This is a genomic window from Aquimarina algicola (assembly GCF_006443095.1).
Classification (GTDB): domain Bacteria; phylum Bacteroidota; class Bacteroidia; order Flavobacteriales; family Flavobacteriaceae; genus Aquimarina; species Aquimarina algicola.
In genome coordinates this window covers 106,524-125,292 of record NZ_VFWZ01000001.1, presented here as the reverse complement: position 1 = coordinate 125,292, position 18,769 = coordinate 106,524, and the positions used below count along the sequence as shown (strand labels likewise).

Genomic DNA, 18,769 nt, shown 5'->3' with positions numbered 1-18,769 from the left:
CATCCTTAATACATTTTTATAACTGCTACCGAAAATATACCGTAAGCCTTTATAAACTACTTGTTTTTTGTATTTTCGTGCAAACAATACACACAAATGGATTTAAACTTCAATAAAAACGAAGATCACAATAAACTTTTAGTATCAGAATTAAAACAAAAACTTGCAAAAGTACATTTAGGAGGGGGTGAAAAACGAATAGAAAAGCTTCACTCAAAGGGAAAAATGACTGCTCGCGAGCGTATTGAATATTTATTAGATCGAGATTCTAAATCGATAGAAGTTGGTGCTTTTGCTGGTGAGGATATGTATCAGGAACATGGTGGATGTCCAAGCGGAGGTGTTGTTGTAAAAATCGGGTATGTATCAGGAAAACAATGCATTGTTGTAGCAAATGATGCTACAGTAAAAGCAGGAGCTTGGTTTCCGATCACTGGGAAAAAAAATCTGAGAGCACAAGAATTGTCTATAGAAAACAAATTACCAATTATTTACCTTGTAGATAGCGCCGGAGTATATTTACCCATGCAAGATGAAATTTTTCCTGATAAAGAACATTTTGGAAGGATATTTCGTAATAATGCTGTAATGAGTAGTATGGGAATTACACAAATTTCTGCTGTGATGGGAAGTTGTGTTGCCGGAGGCGCGTATTTACCTATTATGAGTGATGAAGCGCTAATTGTAGATAAAACCGGAAGTATATTTTTAGCTGGAAGCTATTTGGTAAAAGCGGCAATAGGAGAAACTATTGATAATGAAACCTTGGGTGGTGCTACTACTCACTGTGAAATTTCAGGAGTAACCGATTATAAAGCAAAAGATGATAAAGATGCTTTGGATACCATCAAAAACATAATGTCTAAAATAGGTGACTTTGAAAAAGCTGGATTTAATCGTATTAAATCGACTAAACCAAAAGAAAATCCTAAAGATATATATGGCATCTTGCCCAAAGCTAGAAATGAGCAATACGACATGCTCGAAATTATAAAAAGGCTAGTTGACGATTCTGATTTTGAAGAATATAAAGCCGGCTATGGTCAAACTATCCTTACTGGCTATGCTCGCATTGATGGTTGGGCTGTAGGAATTGTTGCAAATCAACGTAAAATTGTAAAAACGAAAAAAGGAGAAATGCAGTTTGGAGGTGTTATTTATTCTGATTCTGCAGACAAAGCCACTAGATTTATCGCCAATTGTAACCAAAAGAAAATACCTTTGGTCTTTTTACAAGACGTGACCGGTTTTATGGTTGGTAGCAAAAGTGAACATGGAGGTATTATAAAAGATGGTGCCAAAATGGTAAATGCAGTGAGTAATAGTGTTGTACCAAAATTTACAATCGTAATAGGAAACTCTTATGGTGCAGGAAACTATGCCATGTGTGGTAAAGCATACGACCCCAGATTGATATATGCATGGCCTAGTGCAGAATTAGCCGTAATGGGTGGTGCACAGGCTGCCAAAGTATTACTACAAATAGAAACGGCATCTTTAAAAAATAAAGGAGAGAAATTGTCTGAAGAAGACGAAAAAGCATTGTACGATAAAATTAAAGCTCGATATGATAGACAAATCTCACCCTATTATGCTGCTGCCCGTATCTGGACAGATGGTATTATCGACCCTTTAGAAACCAGGAATGTAATTTCTATGGGAATTGAAGCCGCAAATCATGCCCCTATTGAAAAGAAATTTAATCTGGGAGTAATTCAAGCTTGATTGATCTCTTATAATTTTATAGCATGATTTTTCATAAATCGATACTTCTCGTTTCCTTTTATGATCATTTATTAGGTTGTAAATCAAGAATGAAAACCTTTGTCATTTTTATATGTGTTTATGTATTGTTTTATCAATTAAATTATAGTCAACAATATGATTTTTCATTTATTGAAGAAGGAACATCTCTAAAATACATTAGTTATAACGAAAAAGGTGATCAACTAAGTTTTGGAATACACAAAACAGTTTCTGTTACCAAACATAAAGATAGTATTGTTACTAAAATGCAAGCTACTCAGGTTTCTAAAGAAAAAAAATATAAGACCAATAGTCCTATAAATTATACAATAGTTTATATTCAAAATGAAACTAGAATAGGCCCAGAACGTTTCTTTTTGACATCATATGACGGAGGAAATATGAATGTTGAAATCAATGGGAATACTATTAATTTTCCTAGAAACAAAAAATCCAAATTAAATGATGGTCAAATAGAGGTCAAGATTATTGATAATACAATTGTATTTGCTACCATAAATTATACTATTTTCAACAGGAAAAACTTAGGAAAAGAAAAAATTAAAACTCCTGCAGGAACATTTTTGTGTAAAAAAATATCTTATGATATTGAGGAGTCTTATTTTAAAGGAGCAATAAAAACTAAATCAAATAGTATAGAATGGTACTCTGATGAGCTAATTTTAATCAAATCAGAATTCTATAATAATATTGGAATGCTAGAAAGATCTCACGAATTGGTTAGCAAACAATAAAATTGATTTATTCTTAAAAATGTATTATTGCTATTTGAAATGTAAAACTAATTTATTGAATGAAAATACTTGTTTATATCCTTTTTACAGGAGTTTTTCTCATTACTTTTTCAATACAAGCACAGACATCTTTTGATAAGTTAAAGGAAATAGAGTACAATATCGTTAAGTCTAAAGAATTTATGTATAAGAATGTCGATAGTTCTTTATTTTACATAGAAAAAGCACTATCTCTTTCTCAATCTATTCAAAATGACACATTAATTGCCAAATCTAATCTGCAAAAAAGTAGTGTTCTGATTACAAAAGGAGGTTTTTTGAAAGCTGATTCAATTTTACAAAAAAACCTTTCAAAAGCATTACCAAAACACCTGGAAGGTCAAACCTGGCATAACCTTGGTACAATACAATACTACAAACAAGATTTTAAAAAAGCGCTGAGTATTTATCTCAAAGCTGCAAAGATTCTGGAAGAAACAAAAAATTCTAAACAACTTGTCGGTACATATACTAATATCGGTTCTATAAATGCTTCTTTAAGAAATTTTGAAAATGCACAGAAATACCTTGAAAGAGCTCTCCCTCTAAGTGATTTTAATGAAAATATTAGACTTCAAATTCTAGTGAATCTATGCACGATTTATTACGAACAAAAGCTTTTTAAAAAATATTTATCTTCTGTTAAAGAAGCAGAGAATTTAGCCAAAAAATATAAATCCAAAAGTAGTTTGTCTGTTATTTACTCAAACTTATCAAACTACTACTCTACATATGATATCGATTATCAAGCATCTATATCATATGGTAAAAAAGCTTTGCAACTAAAAAAAGAATTAAACTCCGTTAAATCCCTTAATATTACCTATAATAACATAGGCAATGCTTATCTCAAAAACAAAGAATATAAAAAGGCAATACAATATCTGGATAGTGCAATGCCCGGATCCAAAGGGGTGCTTCGATCTTACATCTATAATAACCTCAAAGATTCATACGTTGGTCTAAATGATTATAAAAAAGCAATTTATTATGCGGATCTGAAAGACAAATTAAAAGATTCTATCACAGAAACCAAACAAAAAGAAAAAGTTGCCGAGCTGACAGAAAAGTACGAGTCTGAAAAGAAACAACAACGAATCGATATTTTAGATGCCAAAAATGAAATTCAGGCATTGACAATCTCTCAACAAAAATATGTTTTAATTGCTATTTCGGTTTTTATAGTTCTTTTCGCAATATTAGGATATTTTGGCTTTAATAATTACAAAACCAAGCAACAATTAGACACGTTATTGTTAGAACAAAGACTTAGAAAAATTCAATTAAATCCTCACTTTTTATTCAACGCTTTACAAAGTATTCAAAACTTTATATATCAAAATGATAAAGAAAAATCAGGTTCATACTTAGCAAGTTATTCTAAGTTAATTCGTTTAATCTTAGAAAAATCAGATGATGATTTTATTACAGTAGCCGACGATAAACTTGCTTTACAATCTTATCTTGATCTGCAACAACTTAATTTGAACAATGCTTTTTCATATACAATTGATAGTACAGAAGATATAGAAGAAGATTTTGATACATTACCATCACTCATTACTCAACCATTTGTAGAGAATGCCGTATTGCATGGTTTAAAAAATAATACTGATGGAAAAATAAATATAGAGTATTACAAAGAAAATACAACTTTATTTGTATCTATAGTTGATAATGGAAAAGGATATCAAAACAAAAAAGAAGACGAAAAACGTTTGCATAAATCGATGAGTATGAATATCATCAACGAGCAATTAAAAAATCTGAACAGAACTTTAAAAAACTTTGATGGCAATATAGCAGTAGAATCCTCTGAAACAGGAACAAAAGTTATACTATCATTCACAACATTATAATCTAATATATGAGCAAAATATCTTGTTTTATTGTAGAAGACGACCCACAAGCATTATCATATGCCTCAGCAATTATAACAAAATATACTGCTATAGATATTCATATTATTGGCAATTCTGATTCGATACATGAAGCTGCCGAACAAATAAAACGATTAGAACCGGATTTTATAATACTTGATGTATTTCTTACTGATGGTAATGCTTTTGAATTTCTATCACTATTTGATGAGATAAATTTTAAAATCATTTTTACTACTTCTTATGCCAAATATGCAATAGAAGCCTTCAAATTCAGCGCTTTAGACTACATTTTAAAACCATATGAACAAAATGAGCTGATTGTCGCGCTAGAAAAGGTTAAAGAGGATATCCATAAAGAAAACTATCAACATCAATTACAAACACTTCTGCACAATTTTGCAAATCAGGAAGAACCCAAAAAAATTGTTTTAAAAACCGCCGATACTGTTCATATCGTAAATATCAAAGATATTTTGTATGCTAAATCTGATAATAACTATACCATTTTTGTGCTCAATAATTCAAAAGAAATTTTAGTATCAAAACCTCTTAAATCTTTTGATGAAAAGCTTACAAATCATAAATTTCTTAGAATTCATCAAAGCTTCTTAATCAATTTATATTATATATCTTCATTTAACAAGAGAGAAGATAAAGTTATTTTAGCCCAATCTCATGCAATACCAGTTTCGCAAAGCAAAAAGAAAATTCTTATTGAATATATCAATACCATTTCTTAAAATCCTCTCTATTTAGCTTTAATTCCTAAATATTCTATCTAGAATCCTCATTTCTATCCAAAAATCCTTTGGATGCCATTAACTTAGCATAAGGGTTAAATTAAAAATCATAAAAATAAATCAATGAAAAAAATAATCATTACTGTAATGACTTTGTTTTTTATTTTCTCATGTGGAAAGAACAACAAAGATAATGAAGATCCAGGAATATTTGATGTAATAGAAGGAGTTTCTGATCTTAAAGATATTACAGATGAGGCAGAAAAAATAGAAGAAGAAAGTGATAAGCTGGCTAAAACGACTCCTATATCAAACGAAGAACTTAAAACATTCCTACCTGAAAACTTACTTGGTTTTGCTAGAACAAAATTTTCTATCGGAAATCAGTTCGTTCCTGATATGGCTGCTGCAGAAGCAGAGTATGAAAATGAAAATCAAAACATTATACTTTTCTCTATCCTAGATGGAGCCGGAGAAACAGGAAGTGCTATGGTTACATTTGCTCGTTTGAGTTTTGCCAGAGACTTTGAAGAGCAAACAGAAACCGGATTTAAAAAATCAAATACTATTAACGGTTTTAAAGCTATAGAAGAAGTCGAAAAAGATAGTTACACTGATGGTGAAAATTCTAAAATAGAACTTCTTGTTGCAAATAGATTTATAGTTTCTTTTGATGGAGAGGGGATTCCATTAAAACAATTAAGAAAAGCTGTAGATGAGATCGATCTAACAGGTCTACAACAAAAAGCAAAATAAAAAATACAAAATAAAACACTTATTACATTAAAATGAAAAGGGGAAAATCATTTATAACACTATGTCTGATCTGCATGCTACTGCAATCATGCTATGTTATGAAAAAATCAGACGATTTCTATGGAATAGAAACATCAACACAAAACACATTATATCTTATTGATATCTCCGGAAGTATGGAAGGTATCGATGAAGGCTCTATTAAAGACCAAGTAATGCGACAAGTTGGAAATAAAGCAGGTAATACAGTTAGTAATACTATAGGTGGAAAAATAGGAAACATTCTGGGGAAACAGGTTACAAAACAAGCTACAAAATTAGGAGCTGTAAAACGAAAATTAATCCCAGCTATCAAGGGACTTCCTGATGGTAAAAAGTTTGCCGTTTTTGCTTACGAAGACAATGTCAAAAAACAATCTTTAGAATTGAGAACTGCAACAAATACTGCTAGAACTTCGGCAAATATATTTGTAGAAAACCTTAGAGCAGGTGGTGGTACAAATACATTATTGGGATTAACAGAGGCAATATCAACTCCAGGAGTACAAGAAGTAATCTTAATGAGTGATGGATTACCTAATGGTGGACCACAAGCCGTTCTTGAAGAAATTAGGAAAATAAACACTAATAATGTAATCATTCACACTATTGCTTTTGGAGAAGATGCAGATCATAATTTTATGAGGACTCTTGCCCAAGAAAACGGAGGGAAATTTATAACGTCTAAAATGTAAATCGCATGAAAAGTAACTTCAAAATAACAAAAGCTTTTAGGATAATAATTGTCTTTACTCTGTTTACAGTTAGTTTGTCTATTGCGCAAGATTGTACTGATGTTTCTTTTATGAAAAAAGGTGCAATACTAGAATATACTGATTATAATAAAAGAGGAAAACCAGAAAGCACTACAGTTCATGAAACTATAGAAGTCTCTGAAGATGGTAGTTTGGTTAACGCTATTATTAAAGCAACCGTTGTAAACACAAAAGACAAAAAAACATTTGATACTCAATACAATGTAGGTTGCAACAATGGATTGTTCAGTGTGGATATGATTCGATTTTTTGATTTCAACAAACTATCTGAGTACAATGAAAAAGAAAATCTAAAATTTAAAATAGATGGGGATGTTCTAGAATTTCCGAATGGTATGAAAACCGGAGATCATCTTGATGACGGAAATATCACTATAAAATTAAACAGTAATGGTTTTACTTTGGTCACAATGGCTTTTAATGTTTTTAACCGAAAAATTGTAGGTGAAGAACAAATTACCACCCCAGCAGGAACGTTTATGTGTCAAAAAGTGACCTTTGATTTTGACTCTAAGTTTGGAATTATAAACGTAAAAGGATCGGGAGTAGAATGGTATTATAATAATGCTATGGTAGTAAAGTCAGAATCATATAACAAAAGAGGGAAACTTATTGGATATCATGAAATAACAAAAGTACAATAGCCGAAACAGAAAAAAGATCTTGTGTTAATCGATTTTTAACAAAAATAGCATTGCAAAAAAGTAAGGGAATTAATTTTTTATGATAAGATTTTAAATATAGATATGTAAAAATCATATCTTACTATAAAATTAACCATATAAATATTATTCACAATGATTAAAAACATTTTAAACCTAGACAACATTCAAGTTTTAAAAAGAGAACAACAAAAATCAATTAATGCTGGATCGGTCAAAAACGGATGTGTAGCAGAATTTAGATCATGTACAAGTGACAGTGATTGTCCCTGTGGAGTATGTGGCGTTGATGTAGGAGGTTTTTTCATTCCTGACCTCTGCGCCTTTTAAAAAGCAATCCCCTTTATATACAAACATATAAAGGGGATAATTTTTCGTTTATAAAGATTAAAATGTAATCTATTAGAAAATCTGAGAATTAAATTTTGCAAAATATTTTATTTAAAATATTCATTTTCTAAGTCTAAGCCAGTATACTCCCAAAGATCAGGTCTTTCCATGTTTTCTGTCCCTTTCTTAGTTGCTTTATTATCAAAATTTTTTGATGTCCATCTATCAATATTTTGACCGCCTATGTCTGTAAACATATTTCTATTAATTACATAATTAATATAATTGTCATAATTTATGATAGCACCACTATTCAAAACCGTTAGCCACATACTATCAATTAAATCAGAAGAAGGGATTTCAAAATTATCTTTTTCTAGAATTAAATTAGAAACCAGATTTTTCTGACGAATCGAAATTTCTGAACTTGCTTCTCCATAAATAGTCCATTTTAAGCGTTTGGTATCAGAATAGAAGTCTGCTCCATCATTATAGTAACTGCCTACTACAAAATAATCATACTCACCCGATACTTTAGCCTGAACATTTGGAAAAGAGTTATTTGTAATTTCTGCATTTAAGCTAGAAGGAATATGCTTTTTTGAAATCTCATCAATGTTATCATAGACCCTTCTAGTTTCTACAATGAAGTTACTATAATCAATAATTGAAGATATAGTATACTTTTCGAAAGCATTATTAGGGATGAAAACTCGCTCAGCTGAAGAAAAATAATTATCAAAAATACTTTTATCAGCTAGTACTGCTCTTGTATTAGAAGATTCGTCAAAACCATTTATAGAATACGCATAAAAGAAAGGAAGTTTAGTTTGGTTATTTAAAGGAGGAAATTCAATATCAATAGGTGTCGTTTTTGACATTTCTTCAAAATTAAAGACTAAAGATTGCCCATCTGTTAACTCCTCTTTTATAAACCTTATATCACTTTCTTCCTCTGAACCTACAAAACAATATACCGTATTTGTACTATTAATACCTATCGATACATCAAGGGTTTCTGTATTATCTAATACCCCTTCTATAGTACTAAAAGCTCCCCCATAACTATAACCCAAAATACCTGAACTATATGATGGTATATTATTAAACTCTAATTCTACATTACCTGTTTTTGTTAAAGAATTTATAGTATCCTGACTGTAAGCATCATAAGTGTATAAACGATTCTTCACATCCAAAAGCGTTATAACATTATATGTCAGTACATCTTCATAACTAAATTCTGGATTAGATGTATTTGATTCAAGGTATCGTTCTACAAAATGGAGGTCGTAAGTCTTACTTTTATCATATTCTGCTTCTAGTTTTATCTCACTATCAAACTCTAAAAAACTTCTTGTTAAGATTATACCTTCTTCATCTGTAATTATAGCTTCTACAGTAAAATCTTTTACCTCATCTGAAAAACCTGGGATAGTACCTGCCCCTCTTGAAATCGTCAATAAAGTATTGTCTTCATCTGTAATTCCATCATCGTCAGTTAAAACATCATTTGAATCATCAGAACTACAATTAAAAAATAAAGTTGTTAAAAACAGTAACGTAAAAATTTTTCTCATCAATTGATTTGTTTAATAATTTACTATCAAAAAAGTTTCGCGAAGCTAGTATATTATGAATACATAAAAAATAACTTATTATGCTTTGTTAATGTCTTGATCAAGAAAATTGTTACCCCAAAAAATGATCTTTTTTTATCTTTCTTTATCAAATGATCACTTTTTTACTTTATTGACTATTATTTATTGCATCAATGTTTATACTATTGATACTTCTTGACGACCATCTTTCAAAATTTTGATACCCATTATCTATAGATATATTTCTATTGATGATATCACTGATATAATCATTATAGTTATCGATTACATCACTACTTATTAAAGATAACTCCAAATTATTTTTCAAATCAGACATAGGAACTTCAAAATTATCTTTTTCTTGAAATAAATTAGAAAACAAGTTTTTTTGATCAATTGAGATCTCTGAATTTGCATCTCCATAAATTGTCCATGCAAAACGCTTGGTATCAGAAGAAAAATTCTCTCCATCATTATACGAACTTTTTACTATAAAATAATCATATTCTCCAACTGCCTCAGCTTTAATATCTGGAAAAGAATTATTTATAATTTTCGCATTCAAACCAGTATGAGTATATTTTTTGGGAATTTCATTTATATTGTCATATACTCTTTTTGTTAACACAGTAAATTCGTCATAAAAAATAGAAGAATAAATGCTATATTTTTGAAATGCATCATTAGGAAAAAAAGTACGCTCTGTTGAAAAAAGATTGCTTCTTTTGAACAAACTCGATGATAATAAAGTCTTTTTATCTGAGGGCGTATCAAAAGCAAAAATTTCATAGAAGTTTTTGCTTGAGACGAACATATTTTGAGTATTCATGACAGAAAAATCAATATCAATAGGCGTAGTTATAGACATCTCATCAAAATCAAAAACCAATGATTCTCCATCAGTTAAATCTTCTTTTATAAATCGTACATCACCACCATTTTCATCCTCTGAACCTATAAAAGAATATACCGTATTTGTGCTTTTAGGTTCTACATTTATATCAAAATCTTTTGTAGAACTTAATGAACCATCACCTCTAAAAGAACTACCATTTGTACTATATCCAAATAAACCCAAGTTATATGGTATGTTGTTGAATTGTAATTTCACATAACCGGTTTTTTCTGGAGGTCGTGTAATAGTAACACTATCATCATAACTAATCCCGTCATAAGCATATAAACGATTTGTTGCGCCTAAAATAGTGATCACATTATATGTAAGAACATTTTCATAACTAAATTCTGGAGTTGTCTTATTTGAATCAAAAAAACGCTCTACAAAATGGAGATCGTAAGTCTTATTTTTATCATATTCTGCTTCTAGTTTTATCTCACTATCAAACTCTAAAAAACTTCTTGCTAAAATAGTACCATCATCTCCCGTAACAATAGCCTCTACAGTAAAATCTCTGATATCGACAGCTCCAAAAAAAGGTATAAAACCCGATCCTCTCGAAATCGTCAATAAAGCATTGTTTTCATCTGTAATTCCATCACCATCAGTTAAAACATCATTTGAATCATCAGAACTACAATTAAAAAATAAAGTTGTAAAAAACAGTAACGTAAAAATTTTTCTCATCAATTGATTTGTTTAATCATTTATCATTAAAAAAGTTTCGCGAAGCTAATATATTATGAATACATAAAAAATAACTTACTCTGCTTTGTTAATGTCTTGATCAAGAAAATTGTTACCCCAAAAAATGATCTATTTTCTGTTGATTTCTATAAAAACGAAGAATAATTAATCTCGTTTCGGAATTGTGATTAACTTTGTTTGTCTTTCATTAACATATCTAAAAGTGCCTTCTCCCCAGAAACCTGCTTCTTCAAGCATTATTCTAATATCCTTTTTCCATTCTGGAATAGAAACAGTAGTATTCAACTCAATGGCATAGACTGTGTTCTGATATAAAGGATAATCCCCTGCTCCTTCTACTCCGTTTTGAGCATCCCACATACCAATAGTCGGCCCTGCAGAATGTCCATACAAGCCTAGCGGATGTGTATAAATAGATGGTTTTAATCCTTCTTCTTTACCTTGTTGCAAGGATTTTAATAAAATCTCATTTCCTGTTTTACCTGTTTCAAAATTTGATGTGAATATATCTTGTACTCGATTGCCATCTGCAAATGCCTTCGTTAAAAATTCTGGAGGTGCGGTTTCATTGTTTTTTAATATGTAAGCATGTTGCTGACAATCAGTATTCAATCTCAAATAGGTAATTCCAAAATCACAGTGAATCAAATCACCAGGCCGTATGATTTTGTCTTTTGGCCGATCTGAAAAAGATACAATATGGCTTTGTAGTGCTTCGCCAGAACGTTGTATGTCTACAGTAGGATGAAACCATGTTTTTACACCCATATCGATTACTTTTTGTCTAAGCCACCAAACCACATCATCTGTTGTAGTGGTTCCAGGTTTGATCACTTTGGTACTAAAAGCTTCGGCAATAATATCATGTGTCACTTGAACTAGTTGTGAATAGATTTCCATTTCTTGTGCAGTACGTGTCTCTACCCAGGCTATTGCTAGTTTTTCTGCTGAGGTAACTCTGGATTGATATTCTTGTGGTAACACGCTCATAAAAGCTTCATAATCTGTTTTTACAATACCATCTACTATTCCAAAATCTTTAGAAAAATTAATCCCTATTGTCTTAGGGTTTCGTTTCTTTATGATCTCAAGAAGCGCTTTCCATTGATCTGGATTTTTTTCTTTATCCCATGCAGAGTCAATCTGTTTTCCTACATTATATCGTGCTACAGCTAATTTTTCAATACTATTTTTTTCCTTATTTCTATAGAATACCAATATTGTTCTTCTTCTTGCATTAAGCCATGTAGAGGGTAACATTGTTTTTAAAACAGGATCTTCATTATATTCTCTAGAAATAAGAATCCACATATCAAAACCTGTTCTATCCATTAATTTTGGTAAAAGATTATTTAGTCTTTCTTCTAATACCATATCAATTACTGCTGCTCTTTCTTTTACAGGTAATATTTGAGATTGAATGTGAGTGCTAAGAAATAGTAAAACGATAATAGAAAAGTTTTTCATAGAGGGATGGTCTTAGTTTTTGTGCTTAAAAGAGACTAAAGATACCTATAAAGATTTTACTTTGAATTAAAAGTATTACAAAAAAGAGACACCTACAATAAATAGGTATCTCTTCATAAACTACATTTTAATTTTTATTATCAATTATAGTCCTTGATAGGTATTCATTAATCGTACGAATTCAGATCGATATCCCTGATCATCAATTGATTTATTAGAACTAGCTAGCGTAATTATATCTTCAATTTTATCATTTTTTAGCAACTTCGAGTTTCTAAGTTTCATACCAAACCAAGCTACAGATGCTGCAAACTTGAAATCTGATGTAACTTTATGTTCTTTGCTAGTATTAAGCACATGCATCATTTCTATGCTTTCCTTTTCTTTAGGATTTTTATATCTGAATTTTACAGTTAATAACTCATCTCCATATTTTGAATCAGTCTTTTGTTTGGTGTATTTAAGATCGGGTAATTTCTTAAAATACTTACTTGTTACCCCTACGGGGATCACTTCGTACAACGCCGTAACAGTATGCCCACTACCAAGTTCTCCAGCATCTTTGGTATCGTCTACAAAATCTTCATCATTTAAAAGTCTATTTTCATAACCAATTAAACGATATGCTTGCACTTTATTTGGGTTAAATTCTACTTGAATCTTAACGTCTTTTGCAATCGTAAATAATGTTCCTCCAAACTCTTTTACCAATACTCTTTGGGCTTCTTGCATAGTGTCTATATAAGCATGATTTCCATTTCCTTTGTCTGCTAAAGTTTCTAGCTTACTATCTTTGTAATTTCCCATTCCAAATCCCAAACATGTTAGAAATACTCCCGATTTTCGTTTTTCTTCAATTAATTGTTTCATATCCTTATCACTGCTCATACCAACATTAAAATCACCATCTGTAGCTAAGATGACTCTATTGTTCCCTTCTTTAATAAAATTTTCTTTTGCTATATCATATGCTAATTGTATTCCGGCTCCTCCTGCGGTAGATCCTCCAGCTTCTAAATTTTGCAATGCTGCAATTATTTCTTTCTTATGAGCTCCTGAAGTAGGTGACAAGACTACACCGGCTGCTCCGGCATAGACAACAATCGATACTTTATCTTTTTCTCTTAGTTGATTAACCAATAGCTTAAAAGCACTTTTTAATAGAGGTAACTTATTTGAGCTACCCATAGATCCAGATACATCTATCAAAAAAACCAAATTAGATGGTGGAATTTTATCTTTTGGTATTTCTTTTCCTTTTAAGCCTATTTTTACCAATTGGGTATCGTTGTTCCATGGAGTTTCATCGTATTCGGTATGAATCGCAAAAGGATGTTTTTCTTTTGGTTGATCATAGTTATAATCAAAATAATTAATCATCTCTTCTATTTTTACAGCATCCTGTGGTATCGAAGTATCTCCGTTATTAATCATTCTCCTTATGTTACTATATGAAGCTTTGTCCACATCAATAGAAAATGTGGAAAGTGGTGCTACAGTAACACTCTTAAATTGATTTTCGGTAATTTCTTTATAAGATTCGTTATTCTCTACAGTATAATTACCTTGTTTTGTGGTGATCAGGATACAACCGTTACTTGCTTTTGAGCCATAAAGCATAGTTGCATTTGTATCTTTAAGAACCTGAACATCAGAAATCTTTTTTGGATCTATAGCGTTTATTTTAGCAATGTCTTTTTTATCGATAACTACACCATCTACTATATACAGAGGAGGTTTTGAGTCAGATACCGACCCTACTCCTCTGATTTTAATCACTTGATTTCGATTCGCTTTGTTAGCATTAGAAATCTGAACACCAGATACTTTACCGCTTAATTTTCTTCTAATTCTTGCTTTCCTTCTTCTACTACTAATTTTCTCACTAGAAACTGTGGATACACTGTACGCCAAAGTTTTCTTTCTCTTTGGGGCGCTATAACCAGTAACAACTACTTCATCCAATTGAGCGTCAGAAATTTTCATTGTTACATCAAGGATGCTAGACGTACCTTTTATTTCTTCTTCTGTTGTTTCAAATCCCACATAAGAAAAAGTCAATACATCTCCCACATTGGCTTGCAATGTATACTTTCCATCAAAATCTGTTTGTGTCCCTGATGTTGTACCTTTGATTACAATATTTACTCCCGGTAAAGGTGAATATGCTTCATCAGTTACTCTTCCGCTAACTTGAATTTGCTGCGCATTTACAATTCCTGAAATACAAAAAAGGAATATCATGTAGTTTAAAAATCTCATAGTTGATAGTTTTTAGATTATACTATAAAACTATATCGATAGTAATAGAATAACTAGCTAGAATGAGTGAATACACATTTTGATTTAGTTAACCGGTAAGAACGATAAAATAGAAATATTAATTATTGAACTTATTTATATTTAATATATACTTTTGGTTTTTTGATAGTAAAATCAATATTGAGTGTTTTGAAATTTGAAAAACTATACACTTGTATTAGACACTAAAGATAAGGTCTGATTTCTTTGCACTTTGCCATTATTGGTTTCTACAAATTTTGGAAGAAAATAAATTTCTTTAGGAATCTCATATTTATTGAGAGTTTTTAAGTTTTTAATTGCGTCTTCAATGGTTAAATATGCAATTTTGTTGTAATCTCTTTCGATAATTAGAACAACTTTATCTCCTAAAGCATCATCAGGAAGACTTGTAACAAAAAAACGATGCCCAATTAGTAATTGTAATTTGGTTTCTATCTCTTCGGGATATAATTTAACCCCTCCACTATTTATTACATTATCAAAACGACCTTTCCACAAAAACTTTTTGTATGTTTTGAGCTCTACAACGTCGTTTGTAACAATAGTATTTGTATTGAGTAACGGAGCTTTGATAACCAAGCAATTTCTATTGTCTATGCTCAATGTAATATTTGGCAATGCTTTAAAATAGTGAGCATCTTTTTTATCTTTCTTTTTTGGATTAATTCTTCTTGCGGCAATATGAGAGACAGTTTCTGTCATTCCGTATGTTTCAAAAATTTTAGTCTTAATCCCTTGTATTAATTCTTTGAGATTTTCTGAAACCGGTCCACCACCTACAATCAACTTTTTAATCAGGTGTAGTCTGTTGATTGAATTATCAAGCTGAAGCGGCACCATAGCACAAAAATCATACTGTTTATATACAGTGTCCAAAGGATTTGTCTTTGGAGGAACCAAATCTATTTTCCAACCTAATACCATTGCACGAATTAGCATCATTTTACCGGCAATATAGTTTGCAGGGAGACATAGTAAAGCCGTTGTACCTTCTTCTGATTTAAAAAATTTACCAGTAGCTTTGGCACTATTAACCATATGTTGTTTGTAAACCTTTATTTTTTTGGGTTTGCCTGTAGAACCTGAAGTTTGAACAACTATATAATCTTTATCATTTAGCCAATCTAATAAAAAACTGCCAGCTTCTTGCTCATACACTTCCCCATCTTTCATAAATCCATAGGCAATACGCTTTAACTCATCTCTATCCGGAGCGTATTTGTTAATCATAAAACTGCTATGAATTTCTGGTAAAGAAAATGTATCCCTTGTTTGCATATCCAAATTTCATTTTTATAAAACATCCTTGGGTTATGGATACGTAAAGAGTATATTAATTTTTAGTTATCTCTTTTTGTAAATATTTATAATTTCCCAAATAGTTTTTTGCTCCAATTTGTCCATTTATATTTTTTAGATAAAATCAACAAAAAAACCGGAAAAATGATAAGTAAAGGTAATAAAATTTCAAAACCTGCACTTGGTTCTGAAGTATCTATAAATATCGAATCGGTTTGAAGAGCTGTCCAATCGGCTGTTACTAATAACACAGTAATCAAATTGTTGGCGGCATGAAAACCCAATGCCAACTCGAGTCCTTCATCCATTAAAGTGATAATACCTAAAAATAATCCTGTACCAATATAATACAGTAATAATATCATTCCTATCTTTTCTACTTCAGGATTTGCAATGTGCATCACTCCAAACAATATTGAAGTTGTAAATAAAGGAACCCATCTATTTTTGCAAGCTAATCCTAACCCCTGCATTAGATATCCTCTGAAGAAATACTCTTCAAAACTAGTTTGTATTGGAACCAAAAGAATTGCTATACCTGCTAAAATCAAAAAAGGAATCGGTTGAAAATTAAATATGTAATCTTCTGGGGAACTATAAAAAGAAATTAAAGTCGAAACTATAATAAAGGTACTTAGCATAAAAAATGTAAAAAAAACTCGCCCCCAATCGATTTTTGGCCTACTAGTCGTTAACGAGCGTAAACTTTGTTTATGTATAAAGCGTACCCAAAAAAATAGTCCTGCAAGTAAAAGCACAAAAAAGGCCATATTTTCTGCAAAAAATCTGGTTTTTCCTTTTTGACTAATTTGTTGTTCCATAAATTCAGCAACATCCAAATTCATCACAATTGTCATTAAATAGTTAAACCCCATTAATCCAAAAAACAGTATTGGGATTGGTAAATACTTCCACATCCCTATTTCTCCTTGTTTCCCTTGTATGATATACATATTTATTTGTCTTAATTAATATATTCAACCTTCCAAGCTTTGCTTTTATCATATAGCAAAGTACCGTTAGTGACAGTTAATGGTGATTCAAAATTATTCGTATATAAGCTTCCGGTTCCTAAACCTTGTGGCATATCACTTTGTAAGGTATATGTAAACTGAGCAATTGCATTAAGTCCTATATTACTTTCTAAAGCACTAGTGATCCACCATCCTATACCAAACTTTTTTGCCAATGCAATCCATTCTTGTGTACCTTTAATCCCTCCTACTAAACTTGGTTTTAATATAATATATTGAGGCTTTATCAGTGTAAGTAATTTTTCTTTTTCTGCAATATCAAACACTCCAATCAATTCTTCATCTAGTGCAATAGGCAAAGGTGTTTTATCACACAATTCAGCCATTTTTTGATATTGCTTTTGCTTGATCGGTTGTTCTATACTATGAATTTCAAACTGTGACAATCTTTTTAGCTTATGTAGAGCATCTTCTGGAGTAAAAGCGCCATTGGCATCTACCCTTATCTCTATTTCATTCTTTGGAAATTGTGACCTTATATAAGACAATAAGTCTAGTTCTGTATCAAAATCAATTGCACCTATCTTCATTTTAATACAATCAAAACCATTTTGTAATTTATCTTCAATTTGATCTTTCATGCTTTTTTTATCTCCCATCCAAATTAATCCATTAATTGATATGGGATCTTTGCTATCAGTAAAAGACGATTTATATAAAAGAAAAGGATTTTCTGATGCTAAAGATCGAAAGGCTATTTCTAACCCAAATTGAATACTAGGAAACTCAATAAGTTCTTGCAAAAGCCGGTCTAAGCCCAAATCTATATGATTACAGACCCAATGAAGTTTAGCCTCGTAATCAGGTCTATCATCAACACTAAGGCCTCTTAAGATTCCGCATTCTCCTATACCTTTTTTTCCATCATGCGAAAGCACAATAAACCAAGTTTCTTTTTGTCTTAGAATCCCTCTTGAAGTTCCACTTGGTTTTTTAAACTCCAATACATATTTATGATATGTCGCTACCATTATAGTTCTATACTTTCTCCAATATTAAGAAGCATCAGATCTTTGTTTTTTTCAAAAAACTTCTTTTTGGCTTCATCATGATCAATTTCTATATACCCAAAAGTATCATAATGAACGCCTAGAATTTTATCGCACTCTACAAAATCACTTGCTATAATTGCATCATCTATTCCCATTGTAAAATTATCTCCAATGGGCAGAATTGCCAAATCCAAAGTGTGAGATAGAGGGATCAGCTTCATATCCATTGTTAAAGCTGTATCTCCTGCAATATAAATCGTTTTATGTTCTCCTTCGATAATAAATCCTCCTGGTTGCCCTCCATAAGTTCCATCTTCAAAGCTACTTGTATGTATTGCATTAACGTATTTTACTTTTCCAAAATCAAACCCCCATGTTCCTCCATGATTCATAGGATGAACTTCTATACCGCGTTTTTGATAATACATAGCGATTTCATAATTTGATACAATAATTGCGTTATTATTTTTTGCAATAGCTTCTGCATCCAAAACATGATCTTGATGCGCATGAGTAAGTAAAATATAATCGGCTTTGATAGTACTAATATCAATACTATCCTTTGAAAGAGGATTGCCAGAAATAAATGGATCTACCAGAACAATTGTATTATCAATTTGAATTAAGAGTGTATTCTGACCATAAAATGTGATTTTCATATTTCTGAGTTCTTTTGGTTTATGTTAAGATATTTTGTTATGAATGAATGATTCCTGACTTGAAATTAATATAATATAGTC

The 18,769-nt window shown here is 31.0% G+C and carries 16 protein-coding genes; 8 read left to right on the top strand and 8 right to left on the bottom strand.

The window, feature by feature from the left end:
• The first annotated feature begins 96 nt into the window (after positions 1 to 96).
• The 8 genes from FHK87_RS00510 (at position 97) to FHK87_RS00475 (ending at position 7,726) form a co-directional block, all read left to right on the top strand.
• Positions 97 to 1,725 (top strand): acyl-CoA carboxylase subunit beta, encoded by a 1,629-nt coding sequence (locus tag FHK87_RS00510; protein ID WP_140588512.1) that lies wholly within the window; start codon positions 97 to 99, stop codon positions 1,723 to 1,725.
• A 23-nt stretch (positions 1,726 to 1,748) separates the two neighbouring features.
• The gene (locus FHK87_RS00505; protein ID WP_140588509.1) at positions 1,749 to 2,501 is read left to right on the top strand and encodes a DUF3108 domain-containing protein; all 753 of its coding nucleotides are present in this window, start codon (positions 1,749 to 1,751) and stop codon (positions 2,499 to 2,501) included.
• Positions 2,502 to 2,560: 59 nt separating this feature from the next.
• Positions 2,561 to 4,399 carry a tetratricopeptide repeat-containing sensor histidine kinase gene (locus tag FHK87_RS00500; protein ID WP_140588508.1) on the top strand — a complete coding sequence of 613 codons (1,839 nt, stop codon included), beginning with the start codon at positions 2,561 to 2,563 and terminating at the stop codon, positions 4,397 to 4,399.
• 8 nt (positions 4,400 to 4,407) lie between these two features.
• Entirely contained in the window at positions 4,408 to 5,163 is a 756-nt protein-coding gene (locus FHK87_RS00495; RefSeq protein ID WP_140588505.1) for a LytR/AlgR family response regulator transcription factor, read from the top strand.
• A 123-nt stretch (positions 5,164 to 5,286) separates the two neighbouring features.
• Positions 5,287 to 5,919, top strand: a complete 633-nt coding sequence (locus FHK87_RS00490) for a hypothetical protein (protein WP_140588503.1) — start codon at positions 5,287 to 5,289, stop codon at positions 5,917 to 5,919.
• A gap of 98 nt (positions 5,920 to 6,017) precedes the next feature.
• Positions 6,018 to 6,653, top strand: coding sequence for a VWA domain-containing protein (locus tag FHK87_RS00485; protein ID WP_226293949.1), 636 nt, complete (start codon positions 6,018 to 6,020; stop codon positions 6,651 to 6,653).
• Positions 6,654 to 6,658: 5 nt separating this feature from the next.
• Positions 6,659 to 7,378 carry a TapB family protein gene (locus FHK87_RS00480; RefSeq protein ID WP_140588499.1) on the top strand — a complete coding sequence of 240 codons (720 nt, stop codon included), beginning with the start codon at positions 6,659 to 6,661 and terminating at the stop codon, positions 7,376 to 7,378.
• 153 nt (positions 7,379 to 7,531) lie between these two features.
• Positions 7,532 to 7,726: a hypothetical protein gene (locus tag FHK87_RS00475; protein ID WP_140588496.1), complete on the top strand. Its 195-nt coding sequence runs from the start codon at positions 7,532 to 7,534 to the stop codon at positions 7,724 to 7,726.
• A 107-nt stretch (positions 7,727 to 7,833) separates the two neighbouring features.
• On the opposite strand, the gene FHK87_RS00470 is transcribed toward FHK87_RS00475, so the two are convergent.
• The 8 genes from FHK87_RS00470 to FHK87_RS00435 form a co-directional block, all read right to left on the bottom strand.
• A complete protein-coding gene (locus FHK87_RS00470) occupies positions 7,834 to 9,306 on the bottom strand; it encodes a hypothetical protein (protein WP_140588494.1) in 1,473 nt (490 codons plus the stop codon).
• 169 nt (positions 9,307 to 9,475) lie between these two features.
• Positions 9,476 to 10,912 (bottom strand): hypothetical protein, encoded by a 1,437-nt coding sequence (locus FHK87_RS00465; protein WP_140588492.1) that lies wholly within the window; start codon positions 10,910 to 10,912, stop codon positions 9,476 to 9,478.
• 165 nt (positions 10,913 to 11,077) lie between these two features.
• Positions 11,078 to 12,400, bottom strand: coding sequence for a M24 family metallopeptidase (locus FHK87_RS00460; protein ID WP_140588490.1), 1,323 nt, complete (start codon positions 12,398 to 12,400; stop codon positions 11,078 to 11,080).
• Between the two features lie 144 nt (positions 12,401 to 12,544).
• On the bottom strand, positions 12,545 to 14,662 hold the full coding sequence (locus FHK87_RS00455; RefSeq protein ID WP_140588488.1) for a VWA domain-containing protein: 2,118 nt from the start codon (positions 14,660 to 14,662) through the stop codon (positions 12,545 to 12,547).
• 204 nt (positions 14,663 to 14,866) lie between these two features.
• Entirely contained in the window at positions 14,867 to 15,982 is a 1,116-nt protein-coding gene (locus FHK87_RS00450; RefSeq protein WP_140588486.1) for an AMP-binding protein, read from the bottom strand.
• 86 nt (positions 15,983 to 16,068) lie between these two features.
• Entirely contained in the window at positions 16,069 to 16,956 is an 888-nt protein-coding gene (locus FHK87_RS00445) for a CPBP family intramembrane glutamic endopeptidase (protein WP_140588484.1), read from the bottom strand.
• 11 nt (positions 16,957 to 16,967) lie between these two features.
• Positions 16,968 to 18,008, bottom strand: a complete 1,041-nt coding sequence (locus FHK87_RS00440) for an o-succinylbenzoate synthase (RefSeq protein WP_140588482.1) — start codon at positions 18,006 to 18,008, stop codon at positions 16,968 to 16,970.
• On the bottom strand, positions 18,008 to 18,688 hold the full coding sequence (locus FHK87_RS00435; protein WP_140588479.1) for a metal-dependent hydrolase: 681 nt from the start codon (positions 18,686 to 18,688) through the stop codon (positions 18,008 to 18,010). The genes FHK87_RS00440 and FHK87_RS00435 overlap by 1 nt, the downstream gene beginning before the upstream one ends.
• Positions 18,689 to 18,769: the final 81 nt, after the last annotated feature.

What these genes read in the sequence shown, in the direction of transcription:
- FHK87_RS00510 (WP_140588512.1), top strand. Translation starts at nt 97, where the DNA reads ATGGATTTAAACTTCAATAAAAACGAAGATCACAATAAACTTTTAGTA.
- FHK87_RS00505 (WP_140588509.1), top strand. Translation starts at nt 1,749, where the DNA reads ATGATTTTTCATAAATCGATACTTCTCGTTTCCTTTTATGATCATTTA.
- FHK87_RS00500 (WP_140588508.1), top strand. Translation starts at nt 2,561, where the DNA reads ATGAAAATACTTGTTTATATCCTTTTTACAGGAGTTTTTCTCATTACT.
- FHK87_RS00495 (WP_140588505.1), top strand. Translation starts at nt 4,408, where the DNA reads ATGAGCAAAATATCTTGTTTTATTGTAGAAGACGACCCACAAGCATTA.
- FHK87_RS00490 (WP_140588503.1), top strand. Translation starts at nt 5,287, where the DNA reads ATGAAAAAAATAATCATTACTGTAATGACTTTGTTTTTTATTTTCTCA.
- FHK87_RS00485 (WP_226293949.1), top strand. Translation starts at nt 6,018, where the DNA reads ATGAAAAAATCAGACGATTTCTATGGAATAGAAACATCAACACAAAAC.
- FHK87_RS00480 (WP_140588499.1), top strand. Translation starts at nt 6,659, where the DNA reads ATGAAAAGTAACTTCAAAATAACAAAAGCTTTTAGGATAATAATTGTC.
- FHK87_RS00475 (WP_140588496.1), top strand. Translation starts at nt 7,532, where the DNA reads ATGATTAAAAACATTTTAAACCTAGACAACATTCAAGTTTTAAAAAGA.
- FHK87_RS00470 (WP_140588494.1), bottom strand. Translation starts at nt 9,306, where the DNA reads ATGAGAAAAATTTTTACGTTACTGTTTTTAACAACTTTATTTTTTAAT.
- FHK87_RS00465 (WP_140588492.1), bottom strand. Translation starts at nt 10,912, where the DNA reads ATGAGAAAAATTTTTACGTTACTGTTTTTTACAACTTTATTTTTTAAT.
- FHK87_RS00460 (WP_140588490.1), bottom strand. Translation starts at nt 12,400, where the DNA reads ATGAAAAACTTTTCTATTATCGTTTTACTATTTCTTAGCACTCACATT.
- FHK87_RS00455 (WP_140588488.1), bottom strand. Translation starts at nt 14,662, where the DNA reads ATGAGATTTTTAAACTACATGATATTCCTTTTTTGTATTTCAGGAATT.
- FHK87_RS00450 (WP_140588486.1), bottom strand. Translation starts at nt 15,982, where the DNA reads ATGCAAACAAGGGATACATTTTCTTTACCAGAAATTCATAGCAGTTTT.
- FHK87_RS00445 (WP_140588484.1), bottom strand. Translation starts at nt 16,956, where the DNA reads ATGTATATCATACAAGGGAAACAAGGAGAAATAGGGATGTGGAAGTAT.
- FHK87_RS00440 (WP_140588482.1), bottom strand. Translation starts at nt 18,008, where the DNA reads ATGGTAGCGACATATCATAAATATGTATTGGAGTTTAAAAAACCAAGT.
- FHK87_RS00435 (WP_140588479.1), bottom strand. Translation starts at nt 18,688, where the DNA reads ATGAAAATCACATTTTATGGTCAGAATACACTCTTAATTCAAATTGAT.